This is a genomic window from Ruegeria sp. HKCCD4884 (assembly GCF_013110855.1).
Classification (GTDB): Bacteria; Pseudomonadota; Alphaproteobacteria; order Rhodobacterales; family Rhodobacteraceae; genus Ruegeria.
The window spans coordinates 246147-262627 of record NZ_WVRJ01000006.1; the positions used below are offsets into that span (position 1 = coordinate 246147).

At 57.0% G+C, this 16481-nt stretch carries 16 protein-coding genes; 3 read left to right on the forward strand and 13 right to left on the reverse strand.

Annotated elements, in window-relative coordinates:
• Positions 1-21 precede the first annotated feature (21 nt).
• The gene (lptF, locus tag GS636_RS11450; RefSeq protein WP_171669535.1) at positions 22-1161 is read left to right on the forward strand and encodes an LPS export ABC transporter permease LptF; all 1140 of its coding nucleotides are present in this window, start codon (positions 22-24) and stop codon (positions 1159-1161) included.
• On the opposite strand, the gene GS636_RS11455 is transcribed toward lptF, so the two are convergent.
• A complete protein-coding gene (locus tag GS636_RS11455) occupies positions 1158-1991 on the reverse strand; it encodes a LysR family transcriptional regulator (RefSeq protein WP_171669536.1) in 834 nt (277 codons plus the stop codon). The genes lptF and GS636_RS11455 overlap by 4 nt on opposite strands.
• Positions 1992-2092: 101 nt before the next feature.
• On the opposite strand from GS636_RS11455, the gene GS636_RS11460 reads away from it, so the two are divergent.
• A complete protein-coding gene (locus GS636_RS11460) occupies positions 2093-2683 on the forward strand; it encodes an HD domain-containing protein (RefSeq protein WP_171669537.1) in 591 nt (196 codons plus the stop codon).
• On the opposite strand, the gene speB is transcribed toward GS636_RS11460, so the two are convergent.
• The 10 genes from speB to GS636_RS11510 form a co-directional block, all read right to left on the reverse strand.
• Entirely contained in the window at positions 2680-3522 is an 843-nt protein-coding gene (speB, locus tag GS636_RS11465) for an agmatinase (protein WP_171669538.1), read from the reverse strand. The genes GS636_RS11460 and speB overlap by 4 nt on opposite strands.
• The gene (gene nspC, locus GS636_RS11470) at positions 3519-4688 is read right to left on the reverse strand and encodes a carboxynorspermidine decarboxylase (RefSeq protein ID WP_171669539.1); all 1170 of its coding nucleotides are present in this window, start codon (positions 4686-4688) and stop codon (positions 3519-3521) included. Before nspC ends, speB begins: the two co-directional genes overlap by 4 nt.
• A gap of 75 nt (positions 4689-4763) precedes the next feature.
• Complete coding sequence (locus GS636_RS11475) at positions 4764-5987, reverse strand: saccharopine dehydrogenase family protein (protein ID WP_171669540.1); 1224 nt, start codon at positions 5985-5987, stop codon at positions 4764-4766.
• Positions 5988-6012: 25 nt separating this feature from the next.
• Positions 6013-7902 (reverse strand): biosynthetic arginine decarboxylase, encoded by a 1890-nt coding sequence (gene speA / locus GS636_RS11480; protein ID WP_171669541.1) that lies wholly within the window; start codon positions 7900-7902, stop codon positions 6013-6015.
• 101 nt (positions 7903-8003) lie between these two features.
• Positions 8004-9089, reverse strand: a complete 1086-nt coding sequence (locus GS636_RS11485) for a DUF1513 domain-containing protein (RefSeq protein ID WP_171669542.1) — start codon at positions 9087-9089, stop codon at positions 8004-8006.
• A 3-nt stretch (positions 9090-9092) separates the two neighbouring features.
• Positions 9093-10103: an imelysin family protein gene (locus GS636_RS11490; RefSeq protein ID WP_171669543.1), complete on the reverse strand. Its 1011-nt coding sequence runs from the start codon at positions 10101-10103 to the stop codon at positions 9093-9095.
• A gap of 3 nt (positions 10104-10106) precedes the next feature.
• Complete coding sequence (locus GS636_RS11495; RefSeq protein ID WP_171669571.1) at positions 10107-11600, reverse strand: di-heme oxidoredictase family protein; 1494 nt, start codon at positions 11598-11600, stop codon at positions 10107-10109.
• Positions 11601-11613: 13 nt separating this feature from the next.
• On the reverse strand, positions 11614-12099 hold the full coding sequence (gene bfr, locus GS636_RS11500; protein ID WP_171669544.1) for a bacterioferritin: 486 nt from the start codon (positions 12097-12099) through the stop codon (positions 11614-11616).
• Positions 12047-12340, reverse strand: a complete 294-nt coding sequence (locus GS636_RS11505) for a bacterioferritin-associated ferredoxin (RefSeq protein WP_171669545.1) — start codon at positions 12338-12340, stop codon at positions 12047-12049. Before GS636_RS11505 ends, bfr begins: the two co-directional genes overlap by 53 nt.
• A gap of 78 nt (positions 12341-12418) precedes the next feature.
• Positions 12419-13690, reverse strand: a complete 1272-nt coding sequence (locus GS636_RS11510) for an imelysin family protein (RefSeq protein WP_171669546.1) — start codon at positions 13688-13690, stop codon at positions 12419-12421.
• Between the two features lie 234 nt (positions 13691-13924).
• Here GS636_RS11510 and GS636_RS11515 point away from each other — a divergent pair, with 234 nt between their 5' ends.
• Positions 13925-14464 (forward strand): DUF2796 domain-containing protein, encoded by a 540-nt coding sequence (locus tag GS636_RS11515; RefSeq protein WP_171669547.1) that lies wholly within the window; start codon positions 13925-13927, stop codon positions 14462-14464.
• A 147-nt stretch (positions 14465-14611) separates the two neighbouring features.
• On the opposite strand, the gene GS636_RS11520 is transcribed toward GS636_RS11515, so the two are convergent.
• Entirely contained in the window at positions 14612-15634 is a 1023-nt protein-coding gene (locus GS636_RS11520) for a HupE/UreJ family protein (RefSeq protein ID WP_171669548.1), read from the reverse strand.
• The gene (locus tag GS636_RS11525; RefSeq protein ID WP_171669549.1) at positions 15634-16458 is read right to left on the reverse strand and encodes a peptidyl-prolyl cis-trans isomerase; all 825 of its coding nucleotides are present in this window, start codon (positions 16456-16458) and stop codon (positions 15634-15636) included. Before GS636_RS11525 ends, GS636_RS11520 begins: the two co-directional genes overlap by 1 nt.
• Positions 16459-16481: the final 23 nt, after the last annotated feature.

Here is a 16481-nt window from a genome sequence, read left to right on the forward strand (position 1 = left end):
CAAACACATGCACGAGGGCCCATGTCGCGTTTTGACGGATATTTCCTGCGGCAATTGCTGATACTGTTCGGCTTTTTCACCCTTGTGCTGGTGGGCGTATTCTGGATCACCCGCTCTGTCAGCCTGTTCGACCGTGTGATCAGCGGTGGGCAATCGGCAATGGTCTTTCTCGAATTTACCGCACTGACGTTGCCAACTCTGATCCGCACGGTCATGCCCATGGCAGTGTTCGCCGCTGCCGTTTACGCCACCAACCGTCTTAGCCGCGAAAGTGAATTGGCGGTAATGCTTGCCACAGGCTCCAGCCCACGCAGGTTGGCGCGTGCCGTTGTGCTGTTTGGGGCGATTACCGGGCTTATGATGGCGGCCATCAGTGTTTTCCTGCGTCCTGCCTCGGTCGAGCAGTTGGAAATCCGACAGGCCGAAGTCGCGGGGGATGTGACGGCCCAGCTGTTGAACGAAGGCGAATTTCTGCACCCCGCTGAAGGTGTCACCGTATATATCGGTCAGATTGATCTGGACGGTACACTGCATGAGGTATTCGTTTCGGACCGACGTGACCTGGAAAACGCCGTCAGCTATTCCAGTGCCACAGCTTATCTGGTCAACAATGACACGGGCATTCATCTTGTTATGGTCGACGGCATAGCACTGCGCCTGACCAAAGAGGGGAGGCGGTTGTCTTCGACCCTGTTTCAGGATGCGTCTTATGACATATCAGAGTTAACCAACTCCAGCCCGATGGCCCAACGCAGCCTGGAAGCCATTCCAACGCATGAGCTTATCCAAAACCGGGCTGAGATTTCCGCCGCCGAAGGGTATAGCGAAGGCAAGTTGGTCGAAGAACTGCACCAGCGGTTTTCCTGGATTGCTATCTGTGTCGCCGTTGCCTTGGCTGGGTATTCAACACTGATGCTGGGCAGTTTTTCCCGGTTCGGGCTTTGGCCGCAAATCCTGGGTGCGTTCACCATTCTGGTGCTGCTTGAAGGTGTTCGCGGTTTTGTTTCACCGGTCGTCATAGATGATCCCAAGCTTTGGATTCTGCTCTATCTGCCCGCCATAATGGGGGTGCTGATTTCGGGCGTCTTCCTGCTGATTGCGGGGCGTCCTATTCTGCGCAAGCAAGCGCGTTCAGACAAAGCGATGTCGACACCCGCTTAGGCACGCAGATCCGCCAGACAACTGCGAAGTTCGTCAAACTCGGGCTGTTCACTGCGCGTAACCAGATACATCGGTAATGGCAAGGCGACGCTGTTTTTGACTAGTTCCAGTTCGCCTGAGATGAGGTGGTCCGAAATGACGTAGTCAGGGAAATAGCCACATCCCCCACGCTTCAGGACATACCGCAGCGCCATCATGCAATTGCCCAGAAACAGCGTTTGCCCAGACGCTCGTCGTGCGGCGGATCTCACGTGATCCTGATAAACCTCGCCCAGCTCAAGGTTGACGAAAACCAGGTCATCTTCAGCGTCGTCTTTCTTCGGCGTTTGTACCAATGACAAAACCTCAGGCTCCAATTCGCACCAAGTGACACGCCGGTCCGTGGGTTTTTCATGGGTGACGGTTGCATCCAACACATGAGTTGCAACTGCTTCAACCATGTCGAGATCGTGATCGTAGTTCAGCGTCAACAACAGTTTGTCAAAACGCTGTTCAAAGCGCACCACGAGGTCCACCAGCAATGGGTCCCAAATGCTGAGTTGCCCCCCCAAGCGCAGCGCCGGGCGGCTTTGCGCCTGCATCGGTAAATCGTGCGAAGCAAAAGCCCACAGAGAAAGCATCTGTTCCGCATAAGGTTTGAATTGCCGGCCGAATTCAGTCAGAGCCGTACCCCCGGCACCGCGTGTGAACAACGGCCTGCCGGTTTCTTCTTCGATCAGGCGAATGCGCGCGCTGACAGCTGTCTGAGTGACGTTCAACTTACGGGCCGCCGCATGGAAACCACCGGTTTCGGCAACACAGAGAAATGTCTCAAGAGCTTTGGTTTGCATATTGAAAGTATTTTTTCATCAAAGCGATAAAATCAATTCATTTTTTTGAACAGCAAAGCTGCGGTATTTGTTAGGTCAGGAAACACGTCGGAGGATCAGCCATGCTGGACAAAAGCCACAAACCCACCTGGACCAGTTTTGAAGAAGCGACCAAGGCCGACTGGGACGCCGTTATGGAGTATGAAGAGGCCTATAATGCCGCTTTGCCTGACCGCATCCTCGACGCTATTCGGTCGTTGGATGAGGAATGGACACCCTATCCCGTGAACCGGTATCAACACAGCCTGCAGGCTGCAACGCGTGCGTATGAGGACGGAGCAGATGAAGAATTGGTGGTCGCGGCCCTGATCCATGACACCGGCGATATTCTGTCGCCGTACAACCATGGTGAGCTGTCGGCGGCGATGATGAAGCCCTATGTCAGCGAGCGGACCTACTGGATTCTCAAGCATCACTGCGTGTTTCAGGGGTATTACTACAACCATCACCTTGGCGGTGATCGCAACGCGCGCGATAAATACCGCGACAGCCCCTATTGGGAGGACTGCCGCTATTTCTGTCACGAATACGATCAGAAAGCGTTCGACCCGGATTATCCGACCAAACCGCTGGAGTTTTTCGAGCCCATGCTGCGCCGTGTCCTGAACAAAGGCGAAGGGCATATGGAGTTGAACGAAACGTCCGAGGGTTAACAGGCAGCCATCAGGCGATAGACGATCTGCGCGGCGGTAAAGTCCCAGGCGGCATTGCCGTCCGGGGCCAGTTCGACCACGTCGAAGCCCATGCATCTGCGGCCTTTCAATGCGTGTTCGACCAGACGCAAGGCTTGATAGTACCCCAAACCTCCAGGCACGGGCGTTCCTGTTGCGGGCATCTGGGACGGGTCAAGACCGTCGACGTCAAAGCTGACGTAAACCAGTTCGGGGAAATCCTCGGGCAGGTCGACTGCGTGGATGTTTCCGGTGACCAGTTCCTCGGCATCCACGTGGAAAACGTGGTTCTTCAGACGGCTCTTGGCCTCTTCGGTGGAAAAGGCACGGACGCCGAACTGAGCCAGCCGGACGCCTTCTTCGGCCAGCAGGTGCATGACTGAGGCGTGGGAGTGTTTTTCACCCTGATAGGCGTTGCGCAAGTCGGCGTGGGCGTCGATCTGGACGATTCCGATTGGCTGACCCAAAGCGCGCGCTACACCCATGACTGCGCCGTAGCTGAGCGAATGCTCTCCACCCAAGGTCACAGGCACTTTGCCCGCACGAACAGCAGCTTCGGTGCACTGGGCGAGGCGTTCCATGACATCGGGCAGGGGGCCGTCGCAGTTCAGTGGTTCTTCGGTGAAGATGCCCTCGACACAAGGTTCGGCATGGCCAGTGATGCGTTCCAACTCGTTGCTGGCCTCGATGATCGCTTCGGGGCCTTTGGCAGTACCCGAGCCGTAGGACACAGTGCGTTCCAGCGGCACCGGTATAACGCGAAATCGGGCATCTTCGGTGCGCTCGGCTTCGGTCAGTTCACTGTCGAGGAAAATGCTCATGAGAGGCGGTCCTTAAAGTCGTCATAGCCGAACTGCTTGATGATTTTCAGTTCGTCCGTTTCGCTGTTCCACAGGGCGATGGTGGGCAGGGGAACACCGTTGAAAGTATTGGTCTTGACCATGGAATAATGGGCCTGATCGAGAAAAGCGAACCGCTGGCCGATTTCCAGCGGTTTGTCCCATGTGTAGTCCCCGATCACGTCACCGGCCAGACAAGACGGACCACCCAGCCGGTAGGTATGACCTGCCTCGGCCTCGTCCATCAGGGCGGGGCGATAGGGCGCTTCGATCACATCGGGCATGTGGCAGGTGGCCGAGATATCGGTGATCGCAAGGTTCATGCCGTTTGTCGGAAGGTCGAGGATTTCTCCGACCAGAATACCGGCATCCAGCGCGACGGCTTCACCGGGTTCGAGATAGACATCCACATCGTAGGTCTTGCGAATGTCCTTGATGAGTTTCACCAGACCCACGCGGTCATAGTCGTCACGCGTGATGTGATGACCGCCACCGAAGTTGAGCCATTTGAGCTGACCCAGAAAGGGTTTGAGTTTAGGTTCAACGGCCTCCCACGTTCGTTGCAGTGGCCCAAATCCCTGTTCGCAGAGGGTGTGCATGTGCAGCCCGTCCACACCGGTCATGGTTTCGGCGGTTAGTTGGCTGACCGGAGTGCCAAGACGTGAACATGGGGCGCAGGGATCGTATTTTGGAATCTCGCCTTCGGAGTGTTCCGGGTTGATCCGCAAGCCGACTTGAACGCCCGCAGCCTGCGCCTTGGAGAGGAACCGATCTTTCTGAGCCGGAGAGTTGAAGATGATGTGGTCGGACAGTGACAGGATTTCGTAAATATCGCTGTCCTTGTACCCGGCGCAGAAGGTTGCGACCTCGCCACCGTATTCTTCGCGGCCCAGACGGGCCTCATAAATGCCGGACGCGCAGGTGCCGCCGAGGTGCTCTCGCACCAGTGGGGCCAGCGAGAACATCGAAAACGCCTTGAGCGCGCTAAGGACATGCGCGCCGGATTGCTTGCCAATGTCGGAGAGGATGGTCAGGTTGCGCTCGACGGCTTTTTCGTCGACCACAAAGCAGGGCGTGGGGACGCGGGTGAGGTCGAATTTGCGGAACGCGCCGGCGTCTCCGGCTTGTGTGGTCATCATGTCGGACATAACCGGCGTCTCCGTGTTGTGGAGAGGCCGGGGGCGCTGCCCCCGGACCCCCGGAGTATTTAGGAAAAGATGAAGTTAAAACTCGACCGGGCCGTCGAGTTCGTGGACCTGCCATGGCAGACCGTGGGTGTTCAGCATGTCCATGAAATCATCCGGGTCCAGCTGTTCCATGTTCCAAACACCCGGCTCGGACCAATTGCCTTTCAGCACCTGCGCCGCGCCGATCATCGCAGGCACGCCGGTTGTGTAGCTGACAGCTTGGCTGCCGACCTCTGCATAGCATTCCTCGTGGTCGCAGATGTTGTAGATGTAGTAGGTCTTTTCGCCCGAACCATCCTTGGCATGCCCCGTAGCGATGTCGCCAATGCAGGCTTTGCCTTTGGTCTCGGCGCCCAGATCGCCGGGATCGGGCAGCAGGGTTTTCAGGAACTGGATCGGAATGATTTCCTTGCCGTCATGCATAACCGGGTCGATGCGGGTCATGCCGACGTTTTCCAGCACTTTTGCGTGGGTAATGTAGGCGTCGCCAAAGGTCATCCAGAAGCGGGCGCGTTCGATCTCGGGGAAGTGGGTCGACAACGATTCCAGTTCCTCGTGATACATCAGGTACATGTTTTTGGGGCCGATGGCGGGGAAGTCAAACTCGACCTTGTGAGTCATGGCGGGGGAGTGTTTCCATTCTCCACCTTCCCAGTGGCGGACTTCGGCCAGCACTTCGCGCAGGTTGATCTCGGGGTTGAAGTTGGTGGCAAATTCCTGATCGTTCGAACCGCCATTGGCATCCAGCACGTCGATCTGGCGGATTGTGTCCAGTTTGTGTTTCTTGAGCCATTTGGCAAACACGCTGGTCACGCCCGGATCGAAGCCTGAACCGAGGATGGCGGTCAGGCCAGCCGCTTTGAAGCGTTCCTGATAGGCCCATTGCCAGTGGTATTCGAACTTGGCCTCATCCTCGGGCTCGTAGTTCGCGGTGTCGAGGTAGTGGATGCCAGCCTCAAGACACGCGTCCATCAGCACCAGATCCTGATAGGGCAGGGCGAGGTTCACGAGGATTTCCGCACCGGTTTCCTTGATTAGCTTGACCGTGTCTTCAACCTTATAGGCGTCCAGTTCAGCGGTTGCGATATCAACGCCCACACGCTCTTTCACTGCTTTGGCGATGGCGTCGCATTTCGATTTCGTGCGGCTGGCCAGAGTGATTTCGGTGAAGATGTCCGAGTTCATCGCCATCTTGTGCACTGCTGCGTGGGATACGCCGCCTGCGCCAACAACCAGTGTTTTGCCACTAAGTGAACCCATGGGGGTGATCTCCTCTCATAGGGGGTTATTCGTAATAGGTGTAGCCGTTGATCGAGTCGCGATAGGCGCTCATCAGGGTTTTGCGGTCTTTGGCTTTCAGAGTACCGGTCGAGATTGCCTCGTCCACCATTTTGCGGAAAGCGGCGACGCAATCGGTCGGATCGAATTCGACGTAAGACAGGACCTGACTGATGGTGTCGCCCTCTTGTTCGTGCAGCAGGTCAAAGCCACCATCGGCGCGCAGGTCGATGGTGACGACGTTGGTGTCGCCGAACAAGTTGTGCAGATCGCCCAGTGTTTCCTGGTAGGCGCCGACGAAGAAAACTCCCATGAAATATTCGTCGTCTTCAGGCAGCGAATGCACCGGCAGGCTGGGTGAGACGCCGTCGGCCAGGATGAAGCGGTCGATCTTGCCGTCGCTGTCACAAGTAATGTCGGACAGGACTGCGCGGCGGTCGGGTGTCTGGTTCAGGCCCTGAAGCGGTACGATGGGATGGAGTTGGTCGATGGCCCAGACGTCTGGAAGGGATTGGAACAGCGAGAAGTTGCAGTGGTATATATCGGCAACTTTCTCAAGCTGCTCGTCCACATCCGTGTCCAGATCGTCACTGGCGGCCAGCGCCTTGAGGCGGGCCATCAGCGACAGGTAGATACGTTCGGCACGGGCCATTTGGCGCAGGTCAACATAGCCACGGCGAAACAGGGCGCGCAGTTCATTGCGGTAGAAGGTTGCGTCGTTCCAGCATTCCTGCAGGCGATCGCTGGACAAATAGCCATGCACGGCAGCGAGGTCCGAGACCAGATGGTGATCGTCCGCTTCGACCTCGGGGCCGTTGGGCGCGTCATAGAGCGTGCTTTCGAGCACGTTGAACACTAGCATCGAGGACGTCGCAACAACCGCACGCCCGCTTTCAGTGACCAGCGTGGGGTGGGCAATCTCGGCCTCATCCATCGCGTAGGCCACGGTTTCGACGACGTTGGCGCAGTATTCTTCGACCGTGTAGTTGATTGAGTTTTCAGCGGCCTTCTTCTCACCGGTGTAGTCCACGCCCATACCGCCGCCCAGGTCGAGATGGGTCAGCGGCACGCCTTCGCGGGTGAGTTCGGTGTAGTATCGGCAGGCTTCGCCCACAGCACGACGGACATCGTTGACGTCCTGCACCTGGCTGCCCAGATGCGAGTGCTGTAGTTTCAAGCAGTGCAACAATCCGGCTTCTTTCAGCTTGTCCACCGTAGCGACCAGTTGATCCGTATTCATGCCAAAGGCAGATCGGTCACCCGAGCTTTCTTCCCATTTGCCGCTGATCTGGTTAGTCAGTTTGACCCGGACACCGATCAGGGGTTCTATGCCCAGTTCGTTGTAGACCTTGATCACCGTGTCTGCCTCTTTAGGGCTTTCCAAAACGATGACTGTGTTGAAACCAATCTTACGAGACAGGATCGCCAGCTGGATGAACTCGGCATCCTTGACACCGTTGCAGACGATCAGCGCTTCAGACGCCAGTCGATGCGCAAGGGCTACCACCAGTTCAGGCTTGGACCCGGCCTCGAGGCCATAGTTGTACTTCTTACCGAACTCGACGATTCGGTCGACCACCTGCGCTTGCTGGTTTACCTTGATCGGGAAGACACCGCGATAGGACCCCGTGTACCCCACGCGTGCGATGGCATCGTGGAAACTTTCGTTCAGATGCGCGATTTCATGTTCCAGATAAGAGGTCACCCGCAGAACCATCGGCGCTTTGATGCCCCGGTCATCCAGATCGCTCAGGATGCCCGGCAGGCTGATTGCTTCAGCTTCGGGTGCCATTGGATTGCGCAGACCGATCTCGCCCTGCTTCGTCACCTCAATGAGGCCTTTGCCCCATTTCTCAACCCCGTAGATGGAATGCGGTGCGTCGGGCGTCTGTTTCAATCAAGTCGGTCCTTAACGTAGGGGTGCCAGTTTCGCGCCCGCCAATACGGCAGCAGTTTGATTCTTCCAAGTGTAAACTATGTGACAGTGAAAACCGAGTTTTACGCGATGCGGCGGATCGGGATCAAATGATTGTCCCACTGGCACTTCTTATGGGCGCGGATCGCAGGCGAAGTACCGTTCAATACGCCAAACAGGCCAGTTCCGGTGGTAAAGACCAACCCGTTCGTCCCTGCGCCCAAGCCGCACACATCCTCTAACGCAAAGGCGTTCGTCAAGGCCCCGCTGACCGTGTCGAACTGATGCAATGTGTTGCCGCGCGGGCAAGTGATGGCAATGGTCGCACCATCTGACGCAAACGCGATGCTGCCCGCATAGCCTTGCAGCGCGCTTTGATCCTTGTCAGGGGCTGTCAGTAGACGAGGATTTTCACCCCGACGGTGCAGGCCCAGCAGGGGCGGATGCTTGGCGCTGCTGCCTTGCCACTGCATCGCAAAACCTACAAGCCCGTCATGCCGAACAGCCAGATGACGGATCGAGTTCTTATGCAGATCTTGAGGCAGCGAAACCTGATCCAAAACAGTGCCGGACAGGCTCAGATAGGTCAGGTTAGGGGCCATTACCGGCAGGTTCAGCTTTGTACGCCCGGTTTCGGGATGTGTTTCGATCCCACCATTGGCGATCACAAGAGTTTGCCCATCGGGCATCAGGCGTATGTCGTGCGGACCGATGCCGCCTGAGGAGAATTCACCTATACGTTCATAGCTTCCCGCATCCCAGATGCTGATGCGGCCTGCCCCGGCCTCATAGTCGTTCTCGGTCGCGAAAAAAACCGTGCCGTCCGCCGAGAATGTGCCGTGGCCATAGAAATGGCGACCTTCTGGGGCGGTAAGCTGTGCCATCTGCGCGCCGGTGGCGCAGTCAACGACTATGGCAAATGTTCCGGGGCGGCGGGCAAAGGCGACAGCCTGCGCCTTGAACGGATGCGCTGCGGCTGCGTGTCCGCGAGCGGGCAGGGGCACAGTAAACAGGGTTTCGCCTTGTTCATCCAAACCCGCCAACCGGTACGAGCCATCGGGAAAAAGCCCTGCGGCCAGAAAGTCAGGAGCACCGACACTCGCCCATCCCTGGATCGGAGACAGGGTGGTCGCGGCCAGACCGGCTAGAAAATGGCGTCGTGAGTGCACAGATCAATCCCCGTCCAGCGAATTGAAACCTGCGCTGATCCCAAGGGTTGGACCCAGTTCGGTGGAAGCAATACCGCGAATTTCCCGAATGGATTGTTGCAGGGCCTCGATGCGAAACCGGGCCTGCGGGTCAGCGACACCGGCCAGCGCCGGATCGTCAATGGATTGGGCGTTCTCGATTGCGCGGGCAAAGGCGGCGTCCAGATCGGATGCGATTTCGGGATAATCGAAGGACAAACGCGCCGCCAGATCGCGCAGGGCGATCAGAGACAGTTCCACGTGACGCAAGGAGCGCTCGGATCGGCGGGCTTCGGCCCGGTTGGGACGCGGCCGTTCGAACGTGCCCAAGGGGCGGCCCAGTCGTGTATCGGCGGTAAACTCAAGCCCTGCAGACAGGGCTTTGAACAGCTCTTGCAGGGCTTCGTCCTGTGTCCGATACGGGCTGTTGTCTCCGGGTTGAGTCAGGCTGGGCGCGTAGCTTTGCCAGCCTTCTGTTATGGCTTGGGCGTTGGCGTCTATGTCCGCCGTGATCGCCTGAATAAGATCGCAGCGGTATTCTGCACTGCCCTGATCGGCAAACGCGGGATCGTACAACATCCGTTCCAACGCAAGGAAGCCGCGCCCCGCGATGGACGTCTCGGAATAAGCTTCGGGGCTTTGCACTGCTTCATCTTCGGTCGCGATATGCTGAGAAAGCGCTTTCGCGGTGAACCCTTTCGTGTCAGGCCAGAAAGCCAGCGCAAATGCGCGGTCATCGACCTCGGTTGGGCCAAATCGCAGATGGCTGGCGGAAATCCAGCTGTCAAAGGCGTCATCATATGCGGCACGCAAGGCGGGCGAGGTCGGGGTGCAATCTACCAAGGCGGCACTGACGAGTGCGCCGGTTGTCTCGGGCAACTTGTCGAAGCGGGGCAGGATATGCGTTTCGGTCACATCCATCAGGATTGGGGCGCGATCCTGCGCCTGTGCAGCGGCGGGTATGATCAAAGCAGCGATGAGGGGCAAATAACGCATGGGTCAAAGGCTTTCCAGAAAACGGATCAAGGCATCACGGTCTGACTTGGGCATCGAAACAACGGTGTCGCGCGCAGCCTGTGCCTCACCGCCATGCCACAAGATCGCCTCTAGCAGATTACGCGCCCGTCCGTCATGCAGGAATTGTGTGTGGCCCGATACACGCTGGGTCAGACCAATGCCCCACAAAGGCGGCGTGCGCCATTCGCGACCCGTTGCGCGGGCCTCGGGGCCGTTGTCTGCCAGACCGTCGCCCATGTCATGCAACAACAGGTCGGTATACGGCCAGATCAGCTGAAAACTGTGTTCGGGCCGGTCTTCCATGCGATGGGTGACATGCGACGGCGTATGGCAGGACGCGCAGCCCGTGGTGTGGAACACTTCTTTCCCACGCAGCACTTCGGGGCTGTTTACATCCCGGCGACCGGGCACGCCCAGATTGCGGCTGTAGAAGGCGACCAGATCCATGCCTTGCTGATCAATCTCGAATCCGCGTACGTCACTGTCGCCATGTGGAGCTTCAACGCAGTTCAGTTGCAACTTGGTGCAATCGCCTTGCGGGGCAGGATAAAGCGGGCTGGAAATTCCAATATCTCCGGCAAATGCCGCAGCCGATTGTTCCATGATTGTCGGCATTCCCGCCTTGTGCCCGAACCGACCCATCATTGGTGCCCCATATTCGACGGACCAGACGATATTTGGGCGCCCTGAAATACCATCGCCATCCATGTCGTCAGGATCAGCCTGTGCCAACAGATCTTGAACCGGGATCGCCTCTAACAGACCTAGCCCGATCATCTGAGGTGCGACCCGAGGGCTCAGCATCGCATCGGGGTGCAACGGCCCATAGCCCAGATTTGCAGCCCCATAGGTCGGGTGGCGCAGTGATGCGGTTTCACCCTCTGATAACTCTACAGGGATTTCCTTGTACGCGATATCCAGTCGGTATTCTGCCGGATGCCCTGCCAACGCAAAGTCCTGCATCTGCCCGCCATAGTTGGGATCCGGCAGGGTTGCGATGTAGTCTTCGATCTCGGCAGGACCATCTTCTGGCGCTCCGGGGATCGAGATCCGAAGGAACATGGAAATCGCCTTGTCTTCAGGTCCGTTCGGGGTATGCCCGCGCCCATCCTTGATATGGCAGCGTTGGCAGGATCGTGCGTTGAACAGCGGCCCCAACCCGTCAGAGGCCAGCGTGGAGGACGGCGACGAGACCCAGATTTTTTTGAACAACCCATTGCCGACCTTGAAGTCCAGCTCTTGATCGAAACTCAGATTGCCGGAGGGCTGTGAAAACGCATCTGCGTTATTACACACGCGTACAGTCGCGGCTCCGGCAGAGAGCTCTTCAAACGGCTGCGGCGCGCTGAAGTCCTGCGGTGGGGCCGTGACGACAGCGATGCGGGCGCGTTCATCCGTGGTTCGGGGGGTGATGTTCAGATGCAGATCCTTCAGATCCGCAGACTGGGCAGGGGCGGCCGCAAAAGCGGCCACCATCAAGGCAAAAAGGCTACTCGCCTTCGTCCATTTTTGACGCGTTGAGTTGCGCATAATTTGCTTCACCGATCCTTTCGTACAGGTCGAGCTGCGTTTCGAGGAAGTCGATGTGGCCTTCTTCATCCGCTATCAATCCTTCGAACAGCGACATTGAGACATAGTCGCCCACTTCGCGGCAATGATCGCGTGCCTCGGCATAAAGCGCGCGCGCGTCCAGTTCGGTAGCAAGGTCACATTCCAGTGTTTCCTTGGGCGTTTGCCCAATGCGCAGCGGGTCCAGTTTCTGCAGGTTGGGGTGGCCTTCCAAAAAGATGATCCGCTCGATCAGCTTGTCCGCGTGCTGCATCTCTTCGATGCTTTCCTCGCGGCTTTTCTTGGCCATATGGCCAAGGCCCCAATCCTCTTGCAGCCGGTAATGCAACCAGTACTGACTGACTGCGGTCAGCTCATGCCGCAGAGATTTGTTGAGATATTCGATGACCTTTGGATCGCCCTTCATCTGCTTTCTCCTGAGTTACTGCTGCGCGTAAGGCACGCAGTTGCATGGGGACTTCCAGACTATCGCTTGACCGCATCGTGTCTAGGAAAAGGGGCATACACCCGCCGCAATCCGCCGACTTTCCAAGAGCATGGTAGATTTTGCCGGGGGTGATAATGGTCTGTGGATCTGCCGTGCGCATCCAGTCGATGGCGGCGCGGATATCATGATCAGAGATGTTGGTGCAGTGGCAGACAATCATTGTCGTTGGCTCGGGTTTTTTCAGGTGATCAGGTGGGTATATGGGCCGGGAAACAGATATTCCCGGCCCGCTCGGGGGTTATTGGAAAACGGCGTTGGGGTTATCCAGGCTGTCGGACCCTTCAAACGCGATCCCGTCCAGTTCAAGTGCTGTTACGATGCGTTCGATGGTTTTGGTTTGATCGACCAGACCGTTGACGCCACCCATGATCAGGGCCTCGCCACCTTCATTGCCGCGCTCCAGCATCTGGTCATAAGCAAACCCTGCTTCCGCAGTCGATTTGATCTTGCCCAAGGCTTGCATGGTTGCGGCCATTTTCGCCTTCATCTCGGTGTCCAGCGCCGGGTCGGTTGCGATAACCAGATCCGACAAGGACGCGCCCGAAACCGGGGTGCCGTCGATGCGAGTGTAACTGCCCAGATAGACGTTCTGAATGCCCAGACCATCATAGTAATGGCTGTTGTGTGTATTGTCCGAGAAGCAGTCATGCTCTTCTTCGGGATCGTTCAGCATAAGCCCCAGACGCATCCGTTCACCTGCCTGCTCACCGTAAGACAGTGAGCCCATGCCCGTCAGGATTGCACTGACGCCAGCGGCCTCGTTCTCCATCAGGGCGGCACGGGCTGCTCCGCCTTCCTTCCACTGATCTGCCATCCAGGCCAGGTCACTGACCAACAGGTTGGTCGCAGCACTCAGATATTGGGCGCGACGGTCACAATTGCCGCCAGTGCAGTCATCGCCCTGCACATAGTCGGTGGCCGGGCGGTTGCCTGCACCTGCGCCGTGGCCGTTCATGTCCTGCCCCCACAACAGGAACTCGATCGCGTGATAGCCTGTGGCCACGTTGGCTTCGATTCCATCTGCCTCGTGCAGCGTTTCGCTCAACAGTTCGGGGGTGATTTCGCCGGCGTCAATGGACGCGCCTGACAACTCGAAACTCGGGTTGGCGATGACGTTCAATACGGCAAATTCGTTCTCGTCAGTGGCACCGCCATAGGCTGCGTCGACATAATCGATCAGACCTTCGTCCAGCGGCCATGCATTCACCTTACCTTCCCACTCATCAACGATGGCGTTGCCAAAGCGGTAAACCTCGGTCTGTTGATAGGGCACGCGTGCAGCGATCCAGGCGGCGCGGGCTGCGTTCAATGTGGCCTCCGAAGGATCTGCGATCAGCGCATCAACGGCTGTTTGGAGGCGTTTGGCTGCGATCAGGCTGTCATCAAATTTTGCTTCAGCAATATTGGCGTAGTTTTCCAGTACATCTGCCTTGGCGGGCGCGTCACCGGCGAACGCGGCGGTCGCTGCGCAAAGTGTCAGAGCGCTGGCGGCTAAAAACAATTTGGTCATGGAATTGGTACTTTCTTGTCTGATTGTGCCGGGATGTACCGCTGGCATTGCGCCTGAATAACTGAGTGAATTACTCAGTAAAGTCAACCTGAGTTTTATTGTCGGAAATAAATTCTAAGCGCAGCGCAGCTAAACTCCCCATATCTGGTGGGGTCGGAACAGGCCGTTGCAATTGCACCGCGGTTGATTGGCGCTAGAATCAGCGTTGTGATTCTGTTTGTGGCGGTTTGGTTAATGAAGTGTGCAGTCCTGGCCATGTTCCTGTTTCCTGCAGCTCTTGCAGCGCAAGCAACGCAGGTGACAACGCCGCATCAACATGGCACAGGTCAGTTGGACGTCGTCCTGACTGAGACAGGGTTTTCGTTGAAGCTCAGTGTGCCCAGCGTGGACATCGTGGGATTTGAAGCTCCGGTGTCCAATGATGACGAACGTACGCAAGTCGCTATCGCGATTTCTGAATTGTCCGAGCCCTTGGACCTGTTTGTTGTCCCGGAAGAAGCAGGATGTTTCACCGCATCCGCCAATGTCATCCTCACACACGACATTGCGGATCAGGTCGATGTGGCCTCTGGAAAATCCGCCAGCGAGGGTCACGCGGAGTTTCAGGCGGACTATGTTGTCCAATGTCAGGACATGAGCTTGCTGGACAGAATTGATTTTGCCTATTTCGAAAAATTCAGTGGGACGGAAAAACTGTCAGTCCGTGTCGAAGCGGGCGGGGTTACGCAAACTCATCAAGCGACCCGCGTAAACCGCAGCATAACCTTGCCGTAAATTGGATGATAGCAGCACTTGGTGCTTGTTATGGCGGTGGTTGGCTTCTGCGTGGTGACGGCTGAGATTTGTCTTGGACACTAAAGCCACAGATTAACCCACGGCAAAATTGGGTCCCGAAATTGACGGGCTGCTGTGTTCCATTGTCTACGTCCAAAATCCTACAACACGCTCCACTAGCCAATAAGATGCGATTGCACCAATCGCGTAGCTGACAATCGTATCAGCCAAGCCCTTCTGTTCGGTTTGGATGCGGCCTGCCGCAGGAATAAGCCGTGTGAACACAACGCCAAGCGTCAAGACAACACCAACAAACAGCAATTGGCCAATCTCGACACCGATATTGAAGCCAAGGAGTGCCACAAAAATATCACCTTGAGGCAGACCAATCTCGCTAAGAGCACCTGCAAAGCCCAGACCGTGCAACAGCCCGAACGAGAATGACACGATCCAGGGCCATCGTTCAGACAGGCGCAGTGTGTCGTGGTTTCGCTTGGCGATTTCGACCGCCAGAAACACGATCGACAATGCAATGACGGCTTCAACTGGCGGAGCAGGCACGTGAAGCAACCCAAGCGACGCCAAGGCCAGTGTGATGCTATGGGCAACTGTAAATGCGGTGATTGCTCCGATCAGACGCCAGACGTCCCGGATCAGAAAAAGCAGGGCGAAAACGAATAACAGGTGATCGAACCCTTCAAGGATATGTTCTGTCCCCAATTCCACATAGGTCACCAGCACCGACAGGCGGGTGGTTTCGGCAGGGATGAGGAATGTGGTTTCTGTCGGCGTCAGGCGTGCGCTGGTCGCGAGCGACTCCAACAGGTGCACCCGTACCAATACATCCGTTTGCGTGTGTTCAAGGCCGGGAATTGCAAGGTTCGCCCCAGCGATCCCGTCGCCGCAAGTGGTCTCCCAACTCGACACCCAGGCCGCGCCATCGAAATACGGGGCAGGGGGATGGGCAACTTCGCATTGCTCGGGCAAGCTGACGTCAATCGCCATCGGTTGTCCCTGCACATCCGGTTTTCGCCAGAATATGCGATAGCTTTCTGGGCCGGTTTCGGTGATCTCAAGATAACCCGGTTCAAGAGCGTGGGCATGTACAGCTGTTGCCTGAAAGATGGTCAGCACGCCAAGACCCAGAATGAACGCAATGTGGCGCAGCATCAGTTGACCGCCCGCAGGTCATTATTGACAGTGATCTGGTACTTGTCCTGCAATCCCTGCACGAACGCGTCTCTGACCTCTGACTGGTTAATTTCCCGCCACTTGGCCAGCACTTTGTCTTCAACATCTGCCAGATCGGGAAGTTCGGCTGGCGTTCTGTCAGTCACCCGCACCAGGTGCAGCCCATAGCCGGATTGTACCGGACCTGCCCAAAGGCCATCCGGAAGCTGTTCCAGCGCTGTCGCAAATCCAGTTCCGAACACGCCGTCTATACGAACAGTCGGAGCGAGCGGTACTTCTGAGGGCAGGAGGGTCAGATTCCTCAACCCCTCAGGCTTGCGTCCATCATTCAGCGCGATCAAAGTGGTTTCGGCCTGCGCAGCAAATGCGGGATCAAGAACCACCTGTTCAAACGCAATCTGAGACGGAGTTCGAAACTCCTCCGAATGGGCGCGATATACCTCCTGCAGATCCTCTTGTGTTGGCGATGCCGCACCTGCGGCCGAAGTTGCAATAAACTCCATCTTCTGACGCAGGCGATTGCGGACGATCGGGTCTTGTTCGTCCATACGCAAGGCGCGCGCCTCGCGCACCAGGACTTCTTCAAGGACCAGATTGGTAATCAGCGCATCCAACTCTTCGCCGTCGGGCTTGCGCCTCCAAATGGCTTCAAACTGCCGTTCCAAAGCTTCGATATCGGTTTGGGTGATATCAATCGCTTCGGAGTCAGGTTCGTTGCTTCCGACCAGTGCGAACAGCACGAAGATTCCCGCACCCATCAGAAGGAAATGAAGAAACGGTTCTCGAAGAACGCGGTATGCCATTGAGTTGTACCTCTTGGCCAATA

Excerpts from the sequence above, each read along its gene's own strand:
- speB (WP_171669538.1), bottom strand. The coding sequence starts at position 3,522 with ATGAGCATTTTCCTCGACAGTGAACTGACCGAAGCCGAGCGCACCGAA.
- GS636_RS11490 (WP_171669543.1), bottom strand. The coding sequence starts at position 10,103 with ATGCGTTATTTGCCCCTCATCGCTGCTTTGATCATACCCGCCGCTGCA.
- GS636_RS11495 (WP_171669571.1), bottom strand. The coding sequence starts at position 11,600 with ATGGTGGCCGCTTTTGCGGCCGCCCCTGCCCAGTCTGCGGATCTGAAG.
- GS636_RS11515 (WP_171669547.1), top strand. The coding sequence starts at position 13,925 with ATGAAGTGTGCAGTCCTGGCCATGTTCCTGTTTCCTGCAGCTCTTGCA.
- lptF (WP_171669535.1), top strand. The coding sequence starts at position 22 with ATGTCGCGTTTTGACGGATATTTCCTGCGGCAATTGCTGATACTGTTC.
- GS636_RS11475 (WP_171669540.1), bottom strand. The coding sequence starts at position 5,987 with ATGGGTTCACTTAGTGGCAAAACACTGGTTGTTGGCGCAGGCGGCGTA.
- bfr (WP_171669544.1), bottom strand. The coding sequence starts at position 12,099 with ATGAAGGGCGATCCAAAGGTCATCGAATATCTCAACAAATCTCTGCGG.
- GS636_RS11455 (WP_171669536.1), bottom strand. The coding sequence starts at position 1,991 with ATGCAAACCAAAGCTCTTGAGACATTTCTCTGTGTTGCCGAAACCGGT.
- GS636_RS11525 (WP_171669549.1), bottom strand. The coding sequence starts at position 16,458 with ATGGCATACCGCGTTCTTCGAGAACCGTTTCTTCATTTCCTTCTGATG.
- GS636_RS11510 (WP_171669546.1), bottom strand. The coding sequence starts at position 13,690 with ATGACCAAATTGTTTTTAGCCGCCAGCGCTCTGACACTTTGCGCAGCG.
- GS636_RS11460 (WP_171669537.1), top strand. The coding sequence starts at position 2,093 with ATGCTGGACAAAAGCCACAAACCCACCTGGACCAGTTTTGAAGAAGCG.
- GS636_RS11520 (WP_171669548.1), bottom strand. The coding sequence starts at position 15,634 with ATGCTGCGCCACATTGCGTTCATTCTGGGTCTTGGCGTGCTGACCATC.
- nspC (WP_171669539.1), bottom strand. The coding sequence starts at position 4,688 with ATGTCCGACATGATGACCACACAAGCCGGAGACGCCGGCGCGTTCCGC.
- GS636_RS11505 (WP_171669545.1), bottom strand. The coding sequence starts at position 12,340 with ATGATTGTCTGCCACTGCACCAACATCTCTGATCATGATATCCGCGCC.